This is a genomic window from Pseudomonas sp. RIT288 (genome assembly GCF_000631985.1).
Lineage (GTDB): Bacteria > Pseudomonadota > Gammaproteobacteria > Pseudomonadales > Pseudomonadaceae > Aquipseudomonas.
The window spans coordinates 268,590-288,699 of record NZ_JFYN01000041.1; the positions used below are offsets into that span (position 1 = coordinate 268,590).

Below are 20,110 nucleotides of genomic sequence, written 5' to 3' on the forward strand. Positions count from 1 at the left end.
ATCAAAAAGAAAGCTCTGCCTGATCGTGCTTCAGCAAGGAAATACGATCGAACAACCTGATTTTTTCATTGGCTTTTTGCTTGGCGTGATCGGACATGAATGCAATCAACTCTTCGAGCTGACTGACGTCTCCGACCACTTTGAATTCCTTTTCCTTGTTGACGAAGACAAGCGACTTCTTCTTTCTCGACAACAGTTCAATGACGTTGCTGAGCGTGCCGGTGCTCTTTGCATCCCAGATCATCAGGCCGTAATCAGCCGCTTCGGCCATCACCACGTCTTTTTCGGTGAAGAAGGCTCTCGACCCTTTGGAATGTTTGGAGTCGACTGTTCTGGCGGGCCATTTCCCAAGGTTATTCCTCGGTGCCGAACCGCTGCAGAACACCGTGGTTCTGGATCTCTCAAGACTCAGCAGATACTCCTGAATGGAAGTGTCGGCCCCCCCTGCATCACCCACCACCACCTCAAAATCGGACGCAACGATATTATTGATACGCTCTTTAACCTTCGGATCAAGGTTCTTGATGTTGATAGAGCCGGCAATAAATACAGTGGTCATTGAGTTCACTTCCAAGTTAGCGCCGCTACGTAAATCTTCCCTACCTTGGGATATTTACGCAAAACAGCGCAGGCCGCGTCCATCGACGCCCCGCTATCAAACAGATCATCTACAACCAATACATTCCAGCGCCCATCCGTGGTGATTTCATCATTGACGCTGAAACTGTCCCCAATCGCAGCAATCTTGTCTGCTTTGGAATGCAAATCCTTGAGCGATTTTCCAGTGGCCGCTTTTCGAAGCAAATCAGAGAAAACCGGCAGCCCAGTAATTTGTCCTAACGCCAGGGCAACCTCGGTTACCGGTTGTCGCTGACGAATATTTGAAGCAGGCATAGGTACCACAAATCCGACCTGATCCAGTTTTGGGAACACATTTGTCGCTACCGCTTGGGCGAGTGGGCCGACCTGAGTCCAATCCTTCTGGTATTTGAGCTGGTAGGTCGCTTCGCCGATCTCGGTGCGCTGGTTATCGAAGCATGGATACCCGCGATCATCGTTGCCAAGAAAGGTACTACTTACCATGTGTTTGTCCAGCACCCAGCCCTGATCCCAAGGTCCATTGATCTGTTTGAGGGATACCTTCATTGAATTCTCCATTATTCATAACGATCCTTTGAGCCCTGAAACCAAGGGCCGAGCATCTGAAGCGATGCGCGAGATTCAAACAAATAGCGGAAAAAACACTGGTTAGGGGTCGTTTCACTGGCGCCAGTGCAAAAACAGGCATCTCCTACAGACGCAGCCCTCCTGAAAAAGCTCCGTTTCCTACAGTTAGTGTCGATAGCGCAGACTTGGCGCGGAGAGCATCCGGGAGATAGTCTTCTTTCCGGCTGTGAAATCAGCAGCCCGGTGTCGAAGCCGGAACAAAATCAACATGGCGCAACCGCGCTCATTTGAGTGGCGGCTCTATTCTGAATATTGGAGTCGACAAATGCCTAAACAAATCAAAAACACCTCTGAAAACTTTCCTCACTTCACCCCCACCGTCTTCACCCGCCACAACCGCTTCCTCCACGCCTTCATGCAGGAACACGAAGCCTGGTTTTGTGTTCAGGATCTCGGTCGCCTGATGGGCTATCCGCTAAACGAACGCCTCACCCTGAAACTCGATCCCGATCAGCGCCGCCATGTCCTCCTGCGTCGGGATGGCGAAATTATCGATTGCGCGATGGTCAGCGAATCCGGCCTGTTCGCACTGCTCGTTCATCACTTCGTTCCGGAAAACCGCAACCTGCGCCAATGGCTGAGCCATGAAGTGATTCCGATGTTGCGCGAAACCAGCGCGATATCTCTGGAGAACTGCCCGAGCCTGAGTTCGGTGAACTGGGCTGGCGTCACTGTGCCGCTGCTGCACTGGCAGCAACAGGCGTGGGTCAAATGGCGTGACGTGCCGGAGTTGATGCACGGCCAGCAGCCGTATCCGGTGCTCGGAACCTGTAGCTGAAGCCCATCTAATAAAAAACCTGTGGCGAGGGAGCTTGTCGAATCGTCGCACCGTCCCGCAGGGTCGCGCAGCGGCCCCTCTACAAAAAGCAGGGGACTGCTGCGCAGTCCAGCGGGAGCAAGCTCCCTCGCCACAGGTCCAGCGTTTAAACCTCTAGACGAGTTGTTTTGCAGACGAGATTGCCAATCACTGAAATGCCCCACGTTCTGGAAGTTATCCCAAGCGATGAGTTCTTCGCAGAGTGTTACCTAAAGCAAATCAGCGTAGCCATGCGCCAGGAAGCAATAAAAGTCGGCATCGCTGATGCCGACGCAGGCAAGTTGATTGACTTGGCGACCGTAAAAGCCAAATGGCTTTCACGATCGCAATCCCAGCGTTAAAACCGCGAAACACTGCGCATCGCATCCACCAGATACCGCATCGCAATCCGGTCACTCTCCGACAACTCGCGATAACGTTCCACCAGCTTCAGCTCTTCAGAACTCAAACGACGCCTTCTGCGGCCGCTGCCGAGGCAGGGAAAGATGCCGAGCATTTCGGCGATGCCTTGAATTTTTGCCATGGACGATGTCCTTCTCTGATACTTCGAAGAATTGCTTGATCACCACATCGCCCTGCCCCTTACAGCAGCGCCTGTGCCCTGCCGGTCGTGCCGGCCATGCCCATAGAATAGAAATTTAATCGGCGCTGAAAAGCGGTTTTTAGAGTAATTAGTCGAAAAAAGCAGATATGCCCTGTAAATCAGAAAGTGCCGTCAGACATTTAACCGACATGTCTTGTTTCATTGACACTCTGTCACTGTGTATCAACGAATTTTGCTCGGCGAGCGAACCGTTTAAGCTAGCCGGCATCTGTTTATAGTCCGTTGCGTTTGGCCGAAGGCTTGTCCGAACCGTAATTTCTGATCCAGCACGTGCCAGGAACGGCGCGGGATTGCTCACGACAGGTTGTAATTATGCACCGCAGGAATTTGCTCAAAGCGTCGATGGCCATTGCGGCTTACACCGGTCTCTCGGCTTCCGGCCTGCTGGCCGCCCGTGCCTGGGCCGCCAATGGTGGCGCTGCCGATGGTGAAGCGCAGGCCTTCGACTTCGAAGCGCTCAAGCGTCAGGCCAAGCAACTGGCCGGCTCGGCCTATCAGGACAGCAAACAGGTGCTGCCACCGACTCTGGCGACCATGACCCCGCAGAACTTCAACGCGATCCGCTACGACGGCGACCATTCGCTGTGGAAGGAAAACAAGGGTCAGCTGGACGTGCAGTTCTTCCACGTCGGCATGGGGTTCCGCCAGCCGGTGCGCATGTACAGCGTCGATCCGAAGACCCGTACCGCGCGCGAAGTGCATTTTCGCCCGACGCTGTTCAACTACGAGAACACCTCGGTCGACACCCAGCAGCTCAAAGGCGACCTGGGGTTTGCCGGCTTCAAGCTGTTCAAGGCCCCGGAACTGGATCGCCATGACGTGGTGTCGTTCCTCGGTGCCAGCTATTTCCGCGCGGTGGATGCCACTGGCCAATATGGCCTATCCGCCCGTGGTCTGGCCGTCGACACCTACGCGAAAAAGCGCGAAGAATTCCCCGACTTCACCAAATTCTGGTTCGAGACCCCGGAACAGAACGCCACGCGCTTCGTGGTCTACGCCCTGCTCGACTCGCCGAGCGCCACCGGTGCCTACCGCTTCGACATCGATTGCCAGGCCGAGCGCGTGGTGATGGAGATCGACGCCCACATCAACGCGCGTACCGCCATCGAACAACTGGGCATCGCGCCGATGACCAGCATGTTCAGCTGCGGCACCCACGAACGCCGCATGTGCGACACCATTCACCCGCAGATCCACGACTCTGATCGCCTGGCGATGTGGCGTGGCAATGGCGAGTGGATCTGCCGTCCGCTGAACAACCCGGCGACCCTGCAGTTCAACGCGTTCGCCGACAAGGATCCGAAGGGTTTTGGTCTGGTGCAGACCGACCACGAATTCGCCAACTATCAGGACACTGTCGACTGGTACAGCAAGCGCCCGAGCCTGTGGGTCGAACCGACCACCGCGTGGGGCGAAGGCTCGATTGATCTGCTGGAAATTCCTACCACCGGCGAAACCCTCGACAACATCGTCGCGTTCTGGACCCCGAAGAAGCCAGTGGCTGCCGGCGACTCGCTGAACTACGGCTATAAGCTTTACTGGAGCGCCCTGCCACCGGTGGGCACGCCGCTGGCGCGGGTGCATGCGACACGTTCGGGCATGGGTGGATTCGTCGAAGGCTGGGCACCGGGCGAGCATTACCCGCCGGTCTGGGCCCGTCGTTTTGCCGTGGACTTTACCGGTGGCGGCCTGGATCGCCTGCCGCAGGGCACCGGGATCGAACCGGTGGTCACTTGCTCCAACGGCAAGGTGCAAGACTTCAGCGTGCTGGTGCTCGATGACATCAAGGGTTACCGGATCCTGTTCGACTGGTACCCGACCAGCGACAGCGTCGACCCGGTGGAACTGCGGCTGTTCATCCGCACCAATGACCGCACGCTGAGCGAGACCTGGTTGTACCAGTACTTCCCGCCGGCGCCGGACAAGCGTAAATACCCTTGAGGGTTATGTAGCGCCTGACCTGGCCTCTTCGCGAGCAGGCTCACTCCTACAGGGGGATCTATCGTTCACAAAATGAGTGTTCGACGCAGATCAACTGTAGGAGTGAGCCTGCTCGCGATAGCGTCCGACCAGGCAGCGCAACGACAACCAGACCAAACAAAGCCCCGGCCATCACTGACCGGGGCTTTTTGCTTTACCGCAACCGACTCAATCGCGCAGGTCAGACTCGTGAATCGGCTGATCACGATGGGTGGCGCGCTGATATTGCGCCGGCCACACCGCTTTACGCCCACCCAGATCATCGTCGGCATGCAGCGGCCAGTACGGGTCACGCAACAGCTCGCGGGCGAGGAAGATGATGTCGGCCTGACAGGTGCGCAGAATGTGCTCAGCCTGCGCCGGCTCGGTAATCATGCCGACGGTGCCGGTAGCGATGCCGGACTCCTTGCGCACCCGTTCGGCGAAGCGTGTCTGATAACCCGGCCCCACGGGAATCTCGGCGTTGGCGGCGGTACCACCGGAGGAGACGTCGATCAGATCCGCTCCCAGTGCCTTGAGGCGGCGCGCCAGCTCCACGGTTTCATCCGGGTTCCAGCCGTCTTCCACCCAGTCGGTGGCCGAAACCCGGACGAACACCGGCAACTCTTGCGGCCAGACCTCACGAACAGCCTCGGTGACCTGCAACACCAGCCGAATACGGTTTTCGAACGAACCACCGTACTGATCGCGGCGCTGGTTGCTCAATGGCGACAGAAACTGATGCAACAGATAACCGTGGGCGGCATGCACTTCAACCACGCTGAAACCTGCGGTCAATGCGCGCTTGGCGGCGGCAACGAACGCCTGAATTACGTCGGCGATCTGCGCTTCATCGAGCTGTTTCGGTTGCGTGTGTTGCGGATCGAAAGCAATCGGCGATGGCCCGACCGGGATCCAGCCGCCATCCTCCGGCTTGACGCTACCGTGTTTGCCGATCCATGGCCGATGGGTGCTGGCCTTGCGCCCGGCGTGGGCCAGTTGAATGCCGGCGACAGCGCCCTGAGCCGTGATGAAACGGGTGATGCGTTGCAGCGGTTCGATCTGTTCGTCGTTCCACAAACCGAGGTCTTCGGCGGTGATTCGCCCGTCGGCGGTGACCGCCGTGGCTTCCGTGAAAATCAGTCCGGCACCGCCCACCGCGCGGCTACCCAGGTGCACCAGATGCCAGTCGTTGGCCAGACCGTCGACGCTGGAATACTGGCACATCGGCGACACGGCGATGCGGTTGGGCAGGGTCAGTTGGCGAAGGGTAAAGGGTTCGAGCAGCAGACTCATGGGGCACCTCTCAAATCAGTGGGCAGGCTCCAGGGTTCTGTTTGAAAAGTCGACGAGTGACAGGAAAAGGTGCAGCACCCGCCCCCGCGGGCAAAAAATTCGACAAGACGTCACAAGGCCAATCAAGCAGTGCTTAGAGCCTAGTCGACAACCGGGGATGAGGGAGGGTTCAAGACGTTTTCTGTGAGTGCCACCGAACCTGTGGCGAGGGAGCCTGCTCCCAGCAAGAGCAAGCTCCCTCGCCACACAAGCACAAAGGGGTCAGCGTGGTTCGATGTGGGCAATCATCAATTGCACCGTCTCGTTGCCCCGAAACTCGTTAACGTCGAGCTTATAAGCCAGCTCGACCCACTGAATGGTCGGGTTCGGCCAGACATCACGATCGATGCCGAAAGCGATGCCATCCAGCTTCACCGAACCGCATTCACTTTTCAGCACCACCTTCAGGTGCCGCTCGCCGACCACCCGCTGCTCGACCAACTGGAACACGCCATGGAACAGCGGCTCCGGGAAGTGCTGGCCCCAAGGCCCCGCATGACGCAGGGCACGGGCCAGTTCCAGATGGAATTCCTCGACCGCCAGCGTGCCATCCGAGAGCATGCGCCCGGTCAGGTCCTCTTCGCGAAGTTGCCGACGCACTTCAGCGTCAAACGCCTCGGCGAACAGCGGAAAATTCTCTTGCGGCAAGGTCAGACCGGCCGCCATCGCATGGCCACCGTACTTGGCGATCAGGTTCGGATGCTGCGCCGCGACCACGCTCAGGGCATCGCGAATGTGGAAACCCTGCACCGAACGTCCCGAACCCTTGAGCAGGCCGTCACCGGCATCGGCGAAGGCAATGGTCGGACGGAAATAACGTTCTTTCATCCGCGAGGCGAGAATGCCGATCACGCCCTGGTGCCACTCGGGATCGAACAGGCACAGGCCGAACGGCATCGATTCCACCGGCAAATCCTTGAGCTGGGCCAGCGCCTCGCGCTGCATGCCCTGCTCGATGGATTTGCGATCCTGGTTCATGCCGTCCAGTTGCGCGGCCATTTCCCGCGCCAGATTGGCGTCGGCGGTGAGCAGGCATTCAATCCCGAGACTCATGTCATCCAGGCGCCCCGCCGCGTTCAGACGCGGGCCGACGATAAAACCCAGGTCGGTGGAGGTAATCCGCGCGGCGTCACGCTTGGCCACTTCAAGAATCGCCTTGATCCCCGGCCGTGCGCGCCCGGCACGAATCCGCTCGAGGCCCTGATGCACCAGAATCCGGTTGTTGGCGTCCAGCGGCACCACGTCGGCAACGCTGCCCAGCGCCACCAGATCCAGCAGTTCACCGATGTTCGGCTGCGGCTTGCTCTCGTACCAGCCGAGGGTGCGCAGGCGCGCGCGCAAAGCCATCAATACGTAGAAAATCACCCCGACCCCGGCCAGCGCCTTGCTCGGAAACTCGCAACCGGGCTGGTTCGGATTGACCAGCGCATCGGCCAGCGGCAGTTCATCGCCGGGCAAGTGGTGGTCGGTGATCAACACCTTGAGCCCGGCCTTTTTTGCCGCCGCCACGCCTTCGACGCTGGAGATGCCGTTGTCGACGGTGATCAGCAACTGCGGCTCGCGCGTCAGGGCGACTTCGACAATTTCCGGGGTCAGGCCATAGCCGTATTCGAAGCGGTTCGGCACCAGATAATCGACATGCGCCGCGCCCAGCAGACGCAAGCCGAGCACGCCAACCGTACTGGCCGTCGCGCCATCGGCGTCGAAGTCACCGACGATCAGAATCCGTTGACGTTGCTCCAGTGCCGTCACCAGCAGGTCCACTGCCGCCTCGATGCCCTTGAGCTGCTGGAACGGAATCAGCCGCGCCAGACTTTTATCCAGCTCCGCCTCGGACTGCACACCCCGCGCCGCGTACAAACGGGTCAGCAAAGGTGGCAGGTCACCGAGAAACGGCAGCGTGGCAGGCAACGGTCGAGGTTCAATACGCATGGGCTAACGGAAACTTCTCTTGAATACGTGGGATTAATCAGTGAACGGCGCAGGGTCAGCCGCGTTCACCTTGCAGCCATTGCAACTGGACTTCGTGCTGACCACGGTCGTCGGTAACGAAGATCGTGCCTTCGCTGATCATCACGTCCCACTTGATGACGCGCGGCATGTCCTTGGCCAGGGTTTCCAGCACTTCCTGCGGGACGGCAGCGATGTTGACGTTTTTCAGGTTCTTGATCGCCGGGATCACTTTGGTTTCCCACACGCGCAGGCTGCCGTAGGCCAGCAGGCTGGTGCGTTCGGTGCGACGCGAGCACCAGGTCAGGCGATCAGCGTCTGGCTGACCGACTTCGATCCAGTGCAGAACGCGGTCATCCAGGCTTTTTTCCCACAGCGCAGGTTCATCCACGTCCGACAGACCACGGCCGAACGACAGCTGCTCGTTGTACCAGAGCGCGTAGGCCAGCAGCCGCACGGTCATGCGCTCTTCGGTCTCCGAAGGGTGACGGGCGATGGTCTGCTTGACGCTCTCGTAGATACTGCGGTCGAGGTCAGTGAGGTTCAGTTCGAATTTGTACGTGGTAGACGGCTGGGCCATGAACGGGCTTCTTGATACGAGGAAAGTCGGCAAGTCTAACCGATGCCGTAGGCAATCATCGAATTGATGGCGATCAAGCTGCGGCGTCTGACAGCCGGCTATGTTAAAACGCTGTATTCGCTCAGCCTTGTCCTACAGGATTCAGTATGCCGTTCGCCAACAAACCGCTCAGCGGTGTGAAAGTCATTGAATTGGGTACGTTGATTGCCGGGCCGTTCGCCTCGCGCATTTGCGGCGAGTTCGGCGCCGAAGTGATCAAGATCGAATCGCCCGACGGCGGCGATCCGCTGCGCAAATGGCGCAAATTGTATGAAGGCACCTCGCTGTGGTGGTTCGTTCAGGCGCGCAACAAGAAGTCGCTGACCCTGAACCTCAAGCACCCCGAGGGCTTGGCGATCCTGAAAAAACTGCTGGGCGAAGCCGACATCCTGATCGAGAACTTTCGCCCCGGCGTGCTGGAAAAACTCGGGCTGAGCTGGGAAACCCTGCATGCCCTGAACCCGAAACTGGTGATGGTGCGCCTCTCGGGCTTCGGCCAGACCGGGCCGATGAAAGATCAACCGGGCTTCGGCGCGGTCGGTGAGTCCATGGGCGGTTTGCGTTACATCACCGGTTTCGAAGACCGGCCACCGGTGCGTACCGGGATTTCCATTGGCGACTCGATTGCTGCGCTGTGGGGCGTGATCGGCGCGCTGATGGCGCTGCGTCATCGCGAGGTCAACGGCGGTCTCGGCCAAGTGGTCGATGTCGCGTTGTACGAGGCGATTTTCGCCATGATGGAAAGCATGGTGCCGGAATTCGACGTGTTCGGCTTCATCCGCGAGCGCACCGGCAACATCATGCCGGGCATCACGCCGTCATCGATCCACACCAGCGCCGATGGCAAACATGTGCAGATCGGCGCCAATGGCGACGCGATCTTCAAGCGCTTCATGCTGATCATCGGCCGCGAAGATCTGGCCAACGATCCGACGCTGGCGAGCAACGACGGGCGCGACAGTCGCCGTGACGAGTTGTATGGCGTGATCGACCGCTGGGTCAATTCGCTGCCGCTGCAAAGCGTGCTCGACCTGCTCAATCAGGCGGAAGTACCAGCCAGCCGGATCTTCAGTGCCGAAGACATGTTCAGCGATCCGCAGTACCTCGCCCGGGAAATGTTCCTGCAGGCAAAACTGCCGGACGGCAAGCCTTTCAAGATGCCGGGCATCGTGCCGAAACTCTCTGAGACACCGGGCACTTCCGAATGGGTCGGGCCGCAGCTCGGTGAACACAATGCGCAGGTACTGAACGATCTTGGCTACGACGAACAGCAGATCGCCCGGTTGCGCGCAGACGGAGCTATCTAACCTGAAACATCACCGGACATCGGACGCCAACCGCGCCCACCACTGGTGGACGTGGCGGCTGTTCGGCCTGTTGTTTCTGCTCGCCCTGCCCGCCTGGGCGCAAGCGAAACCCACGCTGGTCTGGCTGTTGCGTGACCTGCCGCCCCTGACCATCTTCGAAGGCCCGAAAAAGGGCCAGGGTGTGATCGATCAACTGATGCCGATGCTGATCGCCGGCATGCCGCAATACGAACACACGTTGATGCGGGTCAATCGCGCCCGTGGCATGCAGATGCTGCACGAGCCGTCCTTCACCTGCGACCCCTCACTGATCTGGAGCAAGGAGCGCACGCAATGGATCGCGTTCTCTATCCCGGCGTTTCGCGCTGTCAGTAATGGACTGGTGGTGCGTCAGAAAGATCGCAATGTGCTGGCGCCGTACCTGATCGACGGTGAAGTCGATCTGACGGCATTTCTGGCCAACGGCGAAATCAAGGTCGGAGTCGTCGCCGAGCGCAGTTACGGCGAGTTTCTCGACACGCTGCTCAAGCAGGCCCCGGACGGTGCGCTGACGCCGCATTATGGCAACGACGCCCTGAGCAGCCTGCTGTCGATGCAGCGTCTGGGGCGCCTGCAAGTGGTGTTGGGTTACTCGCCGGAGATCCGCTATCAGGCGCATCAGGCGCAAATTGCCGAAGACGAACTGGTGTTCTATCCGATTCGCGGCACCGGCAAGTATCTGTCTGGCTATGTCGGGTGTTCCGATACTCCCCAGGGCCGTCAGGCGATCAGTGAGATCAACCAACTGCTGCGTACCCTGCCCCACGAGCAACTGAACCAGTCGTATGCCGACTGGCTGGACCCCGAAATGCGCACGGATTACCTGCACCAGGCGCGGATTTTTTTCGAGCAACAGGCTGCGCCATAAAACCTGCGGGCAAAAAGAAACCCCGAGAAGTGGGGAGACGACTCGGGGTTAAACGCGGTCTACATAAAGACCCGTAGCAGCAAGCGACAAGCACCGGAGCACAATGCTTGATCCTGCTGTTACGGGGTCTGACTGACGGGGATGCAGGAAGGTTCCCACAAAAATTATTTCATCTTCACAATGCCGCGCGCTTATCGAGTGCTGCATTACGCAAGGCCGCGATAACACAGGGCTCCAGTCGCCCTTCGGCGATCAGGACGTCACGGTGCAAACCGTCGACCACATCTGTCAGCAGGCGTTTGTCGCTCAATTGCGCCTGATTGAATTCGCGCTCCACCACGAGGGCGCCGTTGCTGTTCCTCAAGGTCACCAGGCACTCGCCATGGGCACCACGGGGGGTCAACGTCACCTGATACGGGCTCAGAGCCTCACCGAGCAATAGACTGATACTTTCCATCTCGATCTCCACTCAATAGTCCGAAAACATTGTGCCTGGGGCGTGTTCACAATAAATGACCACCGGCCCGAGAAGAAAGTTCTGAATACCGCGCTGCTCCCGGAGCAGTTAGCGGTCTGTCAGAGCATGCACGGTGAAGATGACAGAAACATAACCATCGGCTCAAGCCCCCGCTGGATGGGCTACCGCTTGCAAGTAGGTGTCCAGCAGCCCGCGCATCAGCACTGCCGAGACCGGCGTCTGCAGGCGCCCCAGCAGCGTCAACTCCTGTGCTTGCAGCAGGTTTTCCAGATCGCTCAGCAGGCCCGGTGCTACTCGCCCCAGCAGAATGAGCGCGCTGGCCTCCCGTTCGGCCGCCAGATGGTGGATCAGCGCCAGGCCCTCTCCGCCACGCAGTTGCGGATCGCAGATCGCGATGTCGACCCGGGTGCGCCGCTCCAGCGAGCAGCGTGCCGAGGCCAGCGATGGCGCCGTGAGTACGTCATAGATACCGACCGCGTTGAGCATCTGGTGCAACGCCATCATTCGATAAGGATCAGGTTCGAGAATCAGGACTTTGAGCGAGCGCATGGGCGACCTCGGAAACGGCAATCGCGGACTCGTCCGCAGTTGCTGACCACTTTAGGGCAGCCTCCTTCAGTCCCCCATCGGAAAAAGAGGCGTGTGACATAGGAAATTTCCCTATATCAATGCGGACGTCATCCCGCCGTTGCATCACGCTGGGTGATATCCGTCCAGCCCCCGAGCAGGCCGCGCAATTCCCCATTGGCGCTGTAGAACGGGACGGTCCACTGGTAGATTTCCCGATTGCCATCGTTGAATTGCAAACGGCGTCTGCTGAAACGGGTTCTGCGCGTTCTCAACTGAATCAGGAACTCATCATGCAGCATGTCGGCGGTGGCTCGCGGTAGCGCATCGACGTCGATCAAGCGGCATCCCTGCACCTGTTCAAAGCGGAGCGACAACGCCTCTTCATAACTTTTGTTGCACAGGATCAGGCGCCCTTCCAGGTCACGGACAAACACCGGATCGGGCATGGCATCAATCAAGGCGCGCTGGAAGACCAACTGATCGCCGAGCTCGCTTTGCACGTCTCGATGCTGCTTGATCACGGCCGCCATTCGCCGATTCCATAACAGCGACATCACACAAAAGCCCCCCACCAAAACCACCCCCCAGCAGCTTGAGCGGAGCCAGTGCTGCCAACCGGCGGCGGCCGGTTTCGGCCCGATGCCGCCCAGCCATTTCAGGCGAATGGCACGCAGCTCGGAGGCCGGGAACGCTTCGAGCGCCTTGTTCAGAATGCTCAGTAATTGCGGCTGGCCTCTGCGCACTGCCAAAAGATCGGCCTCCCATTTGCCTTCCAGAATTTCGCCGACCTGTAGCAGGCCTGAGGGATAGAGCTGCGCACCGATTTCATTTTCGATGGTGGCATAGGCCTCACCGCTTTCGACCAGCGCCCGCGCCTCGGCATAGGTTTTCACCGAGCGTAATTCGATGGACGGATAATCGCGTCGGATCACCCCCTCCAGCGCATGCCGACCCGGCAATACCAGCACCCGTTTGGCCAACTGCTCCAGCGATTGCACTCCCGGCTCGCCGGCGCGGCCGACAAATACCCAGCCGGCACCGCCAAAGGCATGACTGAAATCCAGACTCAATCGGCGCTCATCATTCATCGCCAGGGTCGTGCTCATATCGGCGGCACCGGTCTCCAGGCGCTCGAGCATCTGCGCGGTGGAAAAGGACTCCCGGTAGATGAACTGCAAGCCGGTCATGGCGCTGATGCGCTTGAGCACATCGCTGTTGAGGCCACTCCAATGACCGTGCTCATCCAGAAACAGGTACAACGGGTACTGCTCCGCCGCCACGATCACCGTCGGATTGTCGCGAATCCATTGCCGCTCTTCTTCATCCAGCACCACGGTGCCGATGTTCAACTTCTCTTCATGCACCAGGTGCGCAACCGCGCTCACGCGCCAGCCGTACAACAGGCACAACAGCAGTGCCTGCTTCAGGGTGTGTTTCCATCCTCTTTCAAACAGCATTGCCACTTCCTTCGAGATCGACTCACCCGTCCTTCATGGGCGAAAACCCGAGCAGTGTGGCAGCAGAAACAAAAAAGCCCGTCAGGAGACGGGCTTCAAAATGTGACAGCTTTTACGGCTTACAGCGGCTTGCCGCGGTTGCCATGCTGGCTGACAAAGGCCTGTACGGCTTTCAGCTCGTTTGGCAGAACGGTGCAGCGCTCGTTTCGCTCAAACAAATCAGAAAGATGTGCAGGCAGTTCGAGAGCTTTTCCTACACCCGCTTTCTCCACGGCATCCGGGAATTTCACCGGATGCGCAGTACCCAGGATCACCATCGGGATATCCAGGCTGCGACGGCATTCGCGGGCAGCACGCACGCCGATGGCGGTGTGCGGGTCCAGCACTTCGCCGCACTGCGCGTAGACTTCAGCGATGGTTTCGCAGGTTTGCGCATCGTCCACGGCCAGCGAGTCGAACAGCTTGCGGGCTTCGGTCCAGCGCTCTGGCTCGACGCTGAAACCACCGCCCTGCTTGAACGAATCCATCAACCCGGCAATCGCTGCGCCGTTGCGACCGTGCAGGTCGAACAGCAGGCGTTCGAAGTTCGACGAAACCATGATGTCCATCGACGGCGACAGCGTGGCGTGCAGGGTTTCCTTGACGTACTGGTTGCCGCTCATGAAGCGGTGCAGGATGTCGTTGCGGTTGGTGGCGACGATCAACTGGTTGATCGGCAGGCCCATGTTGCGCGCCAGGTAACCGGCGAAGATGTCGCCGAAGTTGCCGGTCGGTACCGAGAACGACACCGAACGCGCCGGGCCGCCCAGCTGCAGGGCTGCGTGGAAGTAGTAGACGATCTGGGCCATGATCCGCGCCCAGTTGATCGAATTCACCGCTACCAGGCGCGTGCCCTTGAGGAAGCTCTGGTCGGCGAAGCTGTTCTTGACCATTTCCTGGCAGTCATCGAAGTTGCCTTCGATGGCGATGTTGTGGATGTTCTCGCCGAAGATGGTGGTCATCTGCCGACGCTGCACTTCGGACACACGGTTGTGCGGGTGCAGGATGAAGATATCGACGTTTTCGCAGTGTTTGCAGCCTTCGATGGCGGCCGAACCGGTGTCACCCGAGGTGGCGCCGACGATCACCACGCGTTCGCCGCGTTTTTCCAGCACGTAATCGAGCAGACGACCGAGCAGTTGCAGGGCGAAGTCTTTGAACGCCAGGGTCGGGCCGTGGAACAGTTCGAGCACCCATTCGTTGCCGTTGAGCTGACGCAGCGGGGCTACGGCGCTGTGCGAGAACACGCCGTAGGTTTCTTCGAGGATCTTTTTGAAATCGGCGTCCGGGATGCTGCCGGTCACGAACGGGCGCATGACGCGGAAAGCCAGCTCGTGATACGGCAGGCCGGCCCAGGAAGCGATTTCCTCCTGGGTGAAACGTGGCAGGTTTTCCGGGACGTACAGACCGCCGTCGGTGGCCAGACCGGCCAGCAGGACGTCTTCGAAATTCAGGGCCGGTGCCTGGCCGCGGGTACTGATATAACGCATAAGGGCAAACCTTCGGTTTGAGCTTCAAGCTACGCGCTACAAGCTGCAAGTAAAAGCCAGACCGCTTTTCTCTTGCCGCTTGCAGCTCGACGCTTGCAGCTGCTTCTGCTTAGTTAAGGTGCTCGACGCGGATCCGCACAACCGGACCGTTGACGCCGGCCAATGCTTCCAGAGCGGCAATCGCATCGTTCATGTGCTGTTCCAGCACGCGGTGGGTCAGCAGGATCATCGGCACCAGGCCGTCGTGTTCCTCGACTTCCTTCTGCATGATCGACTCGATGTTGATGCCGCGCTCCGAGAGAATGCTCGCCACCTGAGCCAGTACGCCCGGATGATCCTTGGCCTGGATGCGCAGGTAGTAAGCGCTTTCGCAGGCTTCGATCGGCAGAATCGGATGCGCCGACAGCGAGTCCGGCTGGAAGGCCAGGTGCGGCACACGGTTTTCCGGATCGGAAGTCATGGCGCGAACCACGTCCACCAGATCAGCGATCACCGACGAAGCGGTCGGCTCCATGCCGGCACCGGCGCCGTAGAACAGCGTCGAACCGGCGGCATCACCGTTGACCATTACTGCGTTCATCACCCCGTTGACGTTGGCGATCAGACGATCGGCCGGGATCAGCGTCGGGTGCACGCGCAGCTCGATGCCGGCAGCGGTGCTGCGCGCCACACCGAGGTGCTTGATGCGGTAGCCCAGCGCTTCGGCGTAGTTCACGTCAGCGGTGGTCAGCTTGGTGATGCCTTCGGTGTAAGCCTTGTCGAACTGCAGCGGAATGCCGAACGCGATCGACGCCAGAATCGTCAGCTTGTGCGCCGCGTCGATGCCTTCAACGTCGAAGGTCGGGTCGGCTTCGGCGTAGCCCAGCGCTTGCGCTTCGGCCAGCACGTCTTCGAAGGTGCGACCCTTCTCGCGCATTTCGGTGAGGATGAAGTTACCGGTACCGTTGATGATCCCGGCGACCCAGTTGATGCGGTTGGCGGACAGGCCTTCACGGATCGCCTTGATCACCGGAATGCCACCGGCCACGGCCGCTTCGAACGCCACGATCACGCCTTTCTCGCGTGCCTTGGCGAAAATCTCATTACCGTGAACGGCAATCAGTGCCTTGTTCGCGGTGACCACATGCTTGCCATTCTCGATGGCCTTGAGTACCAGCTCGCGGGCAACGGTGTAGCCGCCCATCAGCTCTATGACGATGTCGATCTCAGGGTTCGTGGCCACTTCGAAGACATCGTTGGTAATCGCAATACCGGTCGTCTGGAACTGAGGCTTTGGCGTGCGCGTGGCAATTTGTGCCACTTCGATCCCACGCCCGGCACGACGAGCAATTTCCTCGGCGTTGCGCTGAAGTACGTTGAAGGTACCGCCACCGACGGTCCCTAACCCACAGATGCCTACTTTGACCGGATTCACTGTGAACTCCCCATGAAACGGCCGACGCAAGGTCGGCCGGAAAACAACCGCGTGTTCGCGGCTCTCTATTAATGGCCCGGCGAGATTACCACCGGACCATGATCGTCAAAGGCTGACCGTGACGATGCGAATTACTTGGCGCCCAGCGCCAGTTTGGCGACTTGTGGCGCCGGCTGGTAGCCCGGAATGACTTGTCCGTCGGCCAAAACGATGGCCGGTGTACCGTTCACGCCGATCGACTGACCGAGGGCGAACTGTTTGGAGACCGGGTTCGCGCACTTGGCGGCCTTGATTTCCTTGCCATCGACCATTTTGTCCATGGCGGCTTTCTTGTCGGTCGAGCACCACACGGCTTGCAGTTGTTCGTCACCCGGCGAGCCGAGGCCCTGACGCGGGAACGCCACGTAACGCACTTCGATGCCGCGCTTGTTCAGCTCAGGCACTTCGGCGTGCAGCTTGTGGCAGTACGGGCAGGTGGTGTCGGTGAACACGGTGATGTGCGATTTGGTCTCGCCCACGGCCGGGTAAACCACGGTTTCGGCCACCGGAATGGCATTGATCAGTTTGGAGATGCCCAGGCGTTCGGTCTTCTCGGTCAGGTTGACCGGTTTGCCGTCCTTGAGCTGAAACAGGTAGCCCTGAACGATGTACTGGCCGTCAGCGCTGGCGTACAGCACGCGGCTGCCCTTGAGCTTGACTTCATACATGCCCGGCAACGGGCTGGTGCTGATGCTTTCTACCGGAACCTCGAGTTCGAGTTTTTCCAGGCTTTGACGAATGGCTTTGTCGGCCGCGTCATCGGCGACGGCAAAGGTGCTGACCAACGCAATGGCTGCGGCGGCGAAAATCTGGGTCAGACGCATGAGAACTCCTGAAGGCGGACAAATGAAACGGTCAGAACGCCCGTGCCGGAACACCGGGTCATAACCGTCCATCGTGCAAACCGGCAAAGCCTACCACATAAGGCTCGCATGGCCGAATGCGCCTGACACAAGACATGCAGGCGCTGCCGAGGGCTGCGATCCTTTGATCCTGCTTGTTATTCCAAAAGCAAAGTCAAAAGATCGCAGCCTTCGGCAGCTCCTACAGGGGGGCATCAGCCGCGCGGGTGATGTTTGGCGTGCAGGTCTTGCAGGCGGGCACGTGCCACATGGGTGTAGATCTGCGTTGTCGACAGATCACTGTGGCCGAGCAGCATCTGCACTACCCGCAGATCGGCGCCGTGGTTGAGCAGGTGCGTGGCGAAGGCGTGACGCAAAGTGTGCGGCGACAGCGATTTGCCGATCCCGGCGACCTTGGCCCAATGCTTGATCCGGTGCCAGAAGGTCTGGCGGGTCATCTGCTCGCCGCGCTGGCTGGGGAACAGCACATCGCTGGGGCGCCCGCCCAGCAGCTCGCTGCGACCATCGCGCATGTAGCGTTCGATCCAGACAATCGCCTCCTCGCCCATCGGCACCAGCCGCTCCTTGCTGCCCTTGCCCATCACCCGCAACACGCCCTGACGCAGGTTGACCTGCTCCAGCGTCAGGCTGACCAGTTCGGTCACGCGCAGCCCGCAGGCGTACAGCACTTCAAGCATGGCGCGATCACGCTGACCGATGGCTTCACTCAGATCCGGCGCCTTGAGCAGCGCTTCGACGTCGGCTTCCGACAACGATTTGGGCAGCGGCCTGCCCAGTTGCGGCATGTCGACGCGCAAGGTCGGATCGACCGTAATCAGCTTCTCCCGCAGCAAATAGCGGTAAAAGCCACGCACACCGGAAAGAAATCTGGCGGTGGAACGCGGTTTGTAATTCTGCTCCAGGCGCCAGGACAGGTGATCGAGGATCAACTCGCGACCGGCATTGATCAGCTCCAGGTTTTTCTCCTGCAGCCAGCCGTTGAACAGCGCCAGATCGCTGCGGTAGGCGCCGCGGGTGTTGTCGGACAGGCCTTTTTCCAGCCACAGGGCGTCGAGGAATTGGTCAATCAGTGGATGGTCGATGGCAGGCATGGGCGCTCAAGACACACAACCTCCTGGGCTGTGCGCAAATGTAGAGTGAACTGTAGGAATGGCCGCTAGTCTTTCATAGCCCGCTAATTCAAGGAACAGGGAGCATCAATGAACGAGCAGCAAATTCTCTTGGCATTTGGCGGGATTGGGGCCGCGGCGCTGGGTTGCCAGTGGCTGGCGTGGCGCCTGAAGCTGCCGGCGATTCTGTTTCTGTTGCTGACCGGGATTCTCGCCGGACCGGTACTCGGCTGGCTCGACCCGCAGGAAATGTTCGGCCCGTTGCTGATGCCGCTGGTGTCGCTGGCGGTAGCGTTGATCCTGTTTGAGGGCAGTCTGACCTTGCACCTGTCGGAATGGCGCGAGATCGGCAGCGTCGTGCATCGGCTGGTGACCCTCGGCGCCCTCACGACCTGGGTGGTGATTGCCGTCGCGACCCACTTCTTGCTCGGCTTCGACTGGCTGCTGGCGATCCTGTTCGGCAGCCTGACGCTGGTGACCGGCCCGACGGTGATCGTGCCGATGCTGCGAGTGGTGCGACCGAAAGCCTCGATCGCCAACATTCTGCGCTGGGAAGGCATCGTCATTGACCCGATCGGCGCCCTGCTCGCGGTGGTGGTCTACAGCTTCATCATCGCCCGCTCCGAGGGCAACGGCCTCGAACAGAGTCTGTTGACCTTCGGCGGCGTGATTGTCTGCGGCAGTGTATTCGGGATTATCGGCGGCTGGGTGCTGGGCACCGTCATCCGTCGCCAATGGTTGCCGGAATACCTGCACAACCTCGCCTCGCTGGCGGCGGTGCTGGGGATTTTCATTGCGTCCAATCAGGTGATGCATGAGTCCGGCCTGCTCGCGGTGACACTGATGGGCATGTGGCTGGCGAACATGAAGGGCGTGGATGTTCGGCACATCCTGCACTTCAAGGAAAACCTCAGCGTGCTGCTGATTTCCGGACTGTTCATCCTGCTGGCGGCGCGACTGGATCTGCATGCCTTGATCGGCCTCGGGCCGTTGGTGCTGATTCTGCTGCTGGTGATTCAACTGGTCGCGCGCCCGCTGAACGTACTGTTGAGCACCGCAGGTTCCAGCCTGAGCTGGCGTGAACGCGCCCTGCTGTGCTGGATCGCCCCGCGCGGGATCGTGGCGGCGGCGGTGTCGGCGATTTTCGCAATTCGCCTTGATCAGGCCGGACACGAAGGCGCGCTGTTGTTGGTGCCCCTGACCTTCGCGGTGATCATCGGCACTGTGGTGCTGCAAAGTGCAACCGCTCGGCCACTGGCACGCTTGCTGAACGTCGCCGAACCGGCGCCGAGCGGCTTCCTGATCGTCGGCGCCAACGGCCCGGCGCGCCTGCTGGGCAAATCGTTGCAACAACTGGGCAGCCGCGTGCTGTTGACCGATTCGAGCTGGGAAAATATTCGTGCGGCGCGCATGGAGGGGTTGCCGACGTACTTTGGCAACCCGGCTTCGCAGCATGCCGATGCGCATCTGGACCTGGTCGGGCTGGGGCATCTATTGGCGTTGTCGCCCTCGGGTGAGCTGAATACCCTGGCGGCGATGCGTTTTCGACACGACTTTGGTCATCAACGCCTGTTCGGCCTGGCCAGTGGTCAGGAAAGTCGTCGCAGCGACAAGCACCGGGCAAGCCTGGAACATCGCGGCAATCAGCTGGGGAGCGAGGCGCTGACCTATGCCAAGCTGGCCAGCCTGATCAGCAACGGCGCCGAGCTTTACAGCACGACGCTGACCGACGGGTTCGGTTGGGAGGATTACCAGGCATTGCATGGCAATCGGGCGACCCTGCTGTTCATGCGCGATGACAGTGGCTGGGTGCATGTGGTGACGCCGGAGACCGTTTTGAAACCGGGATCCGGGTGGACGTTGCTGGCGTTGATTCAGCCGGAGGCCAGCGGCGCCTGATAAGTCGAATCGCGAGCAGGCTCACTC

Annotated in this window: 18 protein-coding genes; 5 read left to right on the forward strand and 13 right to left on the reverse strand. The window is 59.8% G+C overall.

Annotation, left to right across the window (positions count from 1 at the left end):
* Position 1: 1 nt before the first annotated feature.
* Complete coding sequence (locus tag BW33_RS22880) at positions 2-559, reverse strand: hypothetical protein (RefSeq protein ID WP_047601363.1); 558 nt, start codon at positions 557-559, stop codon at positions 2-4.
* Between the two features lie 5 nt (positions 560-564).
* Positions 565-1,146 (reverse strand): ComF family protein, encoded by a 582-nt coding sequence (locus BW33_RS22885; protein WP_047601364.1) that lies wholly within the window; start codon positions 1,144-1,146, stop codon positions 565-567.
* A 346-nt stretch (positions 1,147-1,492) separates the two neighbouring features.
* Here BW33_RS22885 and BW33_RS22890 point away from each other — a divergent pair, with 346 nt between their 5' ends.
* The gene (locus BW33_RS22890; protein WP_047601365.1) at positions 1,493-2,005 is read left to right on the forward strand and encodes a BRO-N domain-containing protein; all 513 of its coding nucleotides are present in this window, start codon (positions 1,493-1,495) and stop codon (positions 2,003-2,005) included.
* Between the two features lie 376 nt (positions 2,006-2,381).
* On the opposite strand, the gene BW33_RS22900 is transcribed toward BW33_RS22890, so the two are convergent.
* Positions 2,382-2,567 (reverse strand): hypothetical protein, encoded by a 186-nt coding sequence (locus tag BW33_RS22900; protein ID WP_003222012.1) that lies wholly within the window; start codon positions 2,565-2,567, stop codon positions 2,382-2,384.
* 393 nt (positions 2,568-2,960) lie between these two features.
* Here BW33_RS22900 and BW33_RS22905 point away from each other — a divergent pair, with 393 nt between their 5' ends.
* Complete coding sequence (locus BW33_RS22905; protein ID WP_047601367.1) at positions 2,961-4,589, forward strand: glucan biosynthesis protein D; 1,629 nt, start codon at positions 2,961-2,963, stop codon at positions 4,587-4,589.
* A 207-nt stretch (positions 4,590-4,796) separates the two neighbouring features.
* Here BW33_RS22905 and BW33_RS22910 read toward each other — a convergent pair whose 3' ends face one another.
* From BW33_RS22910 to BW33_RS22920, 3 genes are all read right to left on the reverse strand, one after another.
* Positions 4,797-5,903, reverse strand: coding sequence for an NADH:flavin oxidoreductase/NADH oxidase (locus BW33_RS22910; protein WP_047601368.1), 1,107 nt, complete (start codon positions 5,901-5,903; stop codon positions 4,797-4,799).
* Between the two features lie 261 nt (positions 5,904-6,164).
* Positions 6,165-7,874, reverse strand: a complete 1,710-nt coding sequence (gene recJ, locus BW33_RS22915; protein WP_047601369.1) for a single-stranded-DNA-specific exonuclease RecJ — start codon at positions 7,872-7,874, stop codon at positions 6,165-6,167.
* 55 nt (positions 7,875-7,929) lie between these two features.
* Positions 7,930-8,472 carry a YaeQ family protein gene (locus BW33_RS22920; RefSeq protein ID WP_047601370.1) on the reverse strand — a complete coding sequence of 181 codons (543 nt, stop codon included), beginning with the start codon at positions 8,470-8,472 and terminating at the stop codon, positions 7,930-7,932.
* A gap of 146 nt (positions 8,473-8,618) precedes the next feature.
* On the opposite strand from BW33_RS22920, the gene BW33_RS22925 reads away from it, so the two are divergent.
* Positions 8,619-9,818 carry a CaiB/BaiF CoA transferase family protein gene (locus BW33_RS22925; protein WP_047601371.1) on the forward strand — a complete coding sequence of 400 codons (1,200 nt, stop codon included), beginning with the start codon at positions 8,619-8,621 and terminating at the stop codon, positions 9,816-9,818.
* Positions 9,766-10,725 (forward strand): TIGR02285 family protein, encoded by a 960-nt coding sequence (locus tag BW33_RS22930; RefSeq protein ID WP_177327519.1) that lies wholly within the window; start codon positions 9,766-9,768, stop codon positions 10,723-10,725. The genes BW33_RS22925 and BW33_RS22930 overlap by 53 nt, the downstream gene beginning before the upstream one ends.
* Before the next feature lie 175 nt (positions 10,726-10,900).
* Here the strand turns inward: BW33_RS22930 and BW33_RS22935 are convergent, their stop codons facing one another.
* The 7 genes from BW33_RS22935 to xerD form a co-directional block, all read right to left on the reverse strand.
* Positions 10,901-11,182: a DUF3509 domain-containing protein gene (locus BW33_RS22935; protein ID WP_047601372.1), complete on the reverse strand. Its 282-nt coding sequence runs from the start codon at positions 11,180-11,182 to the stop codon at positions 10,901-10,903.
* A gap of 162 nt (positions 11,183-11,344) precedes the next feature.
* Entirely contained in the window at positions 11,345-11,752 is a 408-nt protein-coding gene (locus BW33_RS22940) for a response regulator transcription factor (RefSeq protein WP_047601374.1), read from the reverse strand.
* A 128-nt stretch (positions 11,753-11,880) separates the two neighbouring features.
* Positions 11,881-13,230, reverse strand: a complete 1,350-nt coding sequence (locus BW33_RS22945) for a transporter substrate-binding domain-containing protein (protein ID WP_047601376.1) — start codon at positions 13,228-13,230, stop codon at positions 11,881-11,883.
* Positions 13,231-13,349: 119 nt separating this feature from the next.
* The gene (thrC, locus tag BW33_RS22950; protein ID WP_047601377.1) at positions 13,350-14,759 is read right to left on the reverse strand and encodes a threonine synthase; all 1,410 of its coding nucleotides are present in this window, start codon (positions 14,757-14,759) and stop codon (positions 13,350-13,352) included.
* 109 nt (positions 14,760-14,868) lie between these two features.
* A complete protein-coding gene (locus BW33_RS22955) occupies positions 14,869-16,173 on the reverse strand; it encodes a homoserine dehydrogenase (RefSeq protein ID WP_003221992.1) in 1,305 nt (434 codons plus the stop codon).
* A 131-nt stretch (positions 16,174-16,304) separates the two neighbouring features.
* Positions 16,305-17,036: a bifunctional protein-disulfide isomerase/oxidoreductase DsbC gene (gene dsbC, locus BW33_RS22960; RefSeq protein ID WP_047601378.1), complete on the reverse strand. Its 732-nt coding sequence runs from the start codon at positions 17,034-17,036 to the stop codon at positions 16,305-16,307.
* Between the two features lie 233 nt (positions 17,037-17,269).
* Positions 17,270-18,166 (reverse strand): site-specific tyrosine recombinase XerD, encoded by an 897-nt coding sequence (xerD, locus tag BW33_RS22965; RefSeq protein WP_003221987.1) that lies wholly within the window; start codon positions 18,164-18,166, stop codon positions 17,270-17,272.
* A gap of 108 nt (positions 18,167-18,274) precedes the next feature.
* Here xerD and BW33_RS22970 point away from each other — a divergent pair, with 108 nt between their 5' ends.
* Positions 18,275-20,083: a cation:proton antiporter gene (locus BW33_RS22970; RefSeq protein ID WP_047601379.1), complete on the forward strand. Its 1,809-nt coding sequence runs from the start codon at positions 18,275-18,277 to the stop codon at positions 20,081-20,083.
* The last annotated feature ends 27 nt before the right edge of the window (positions 20,084-20,110 follow it).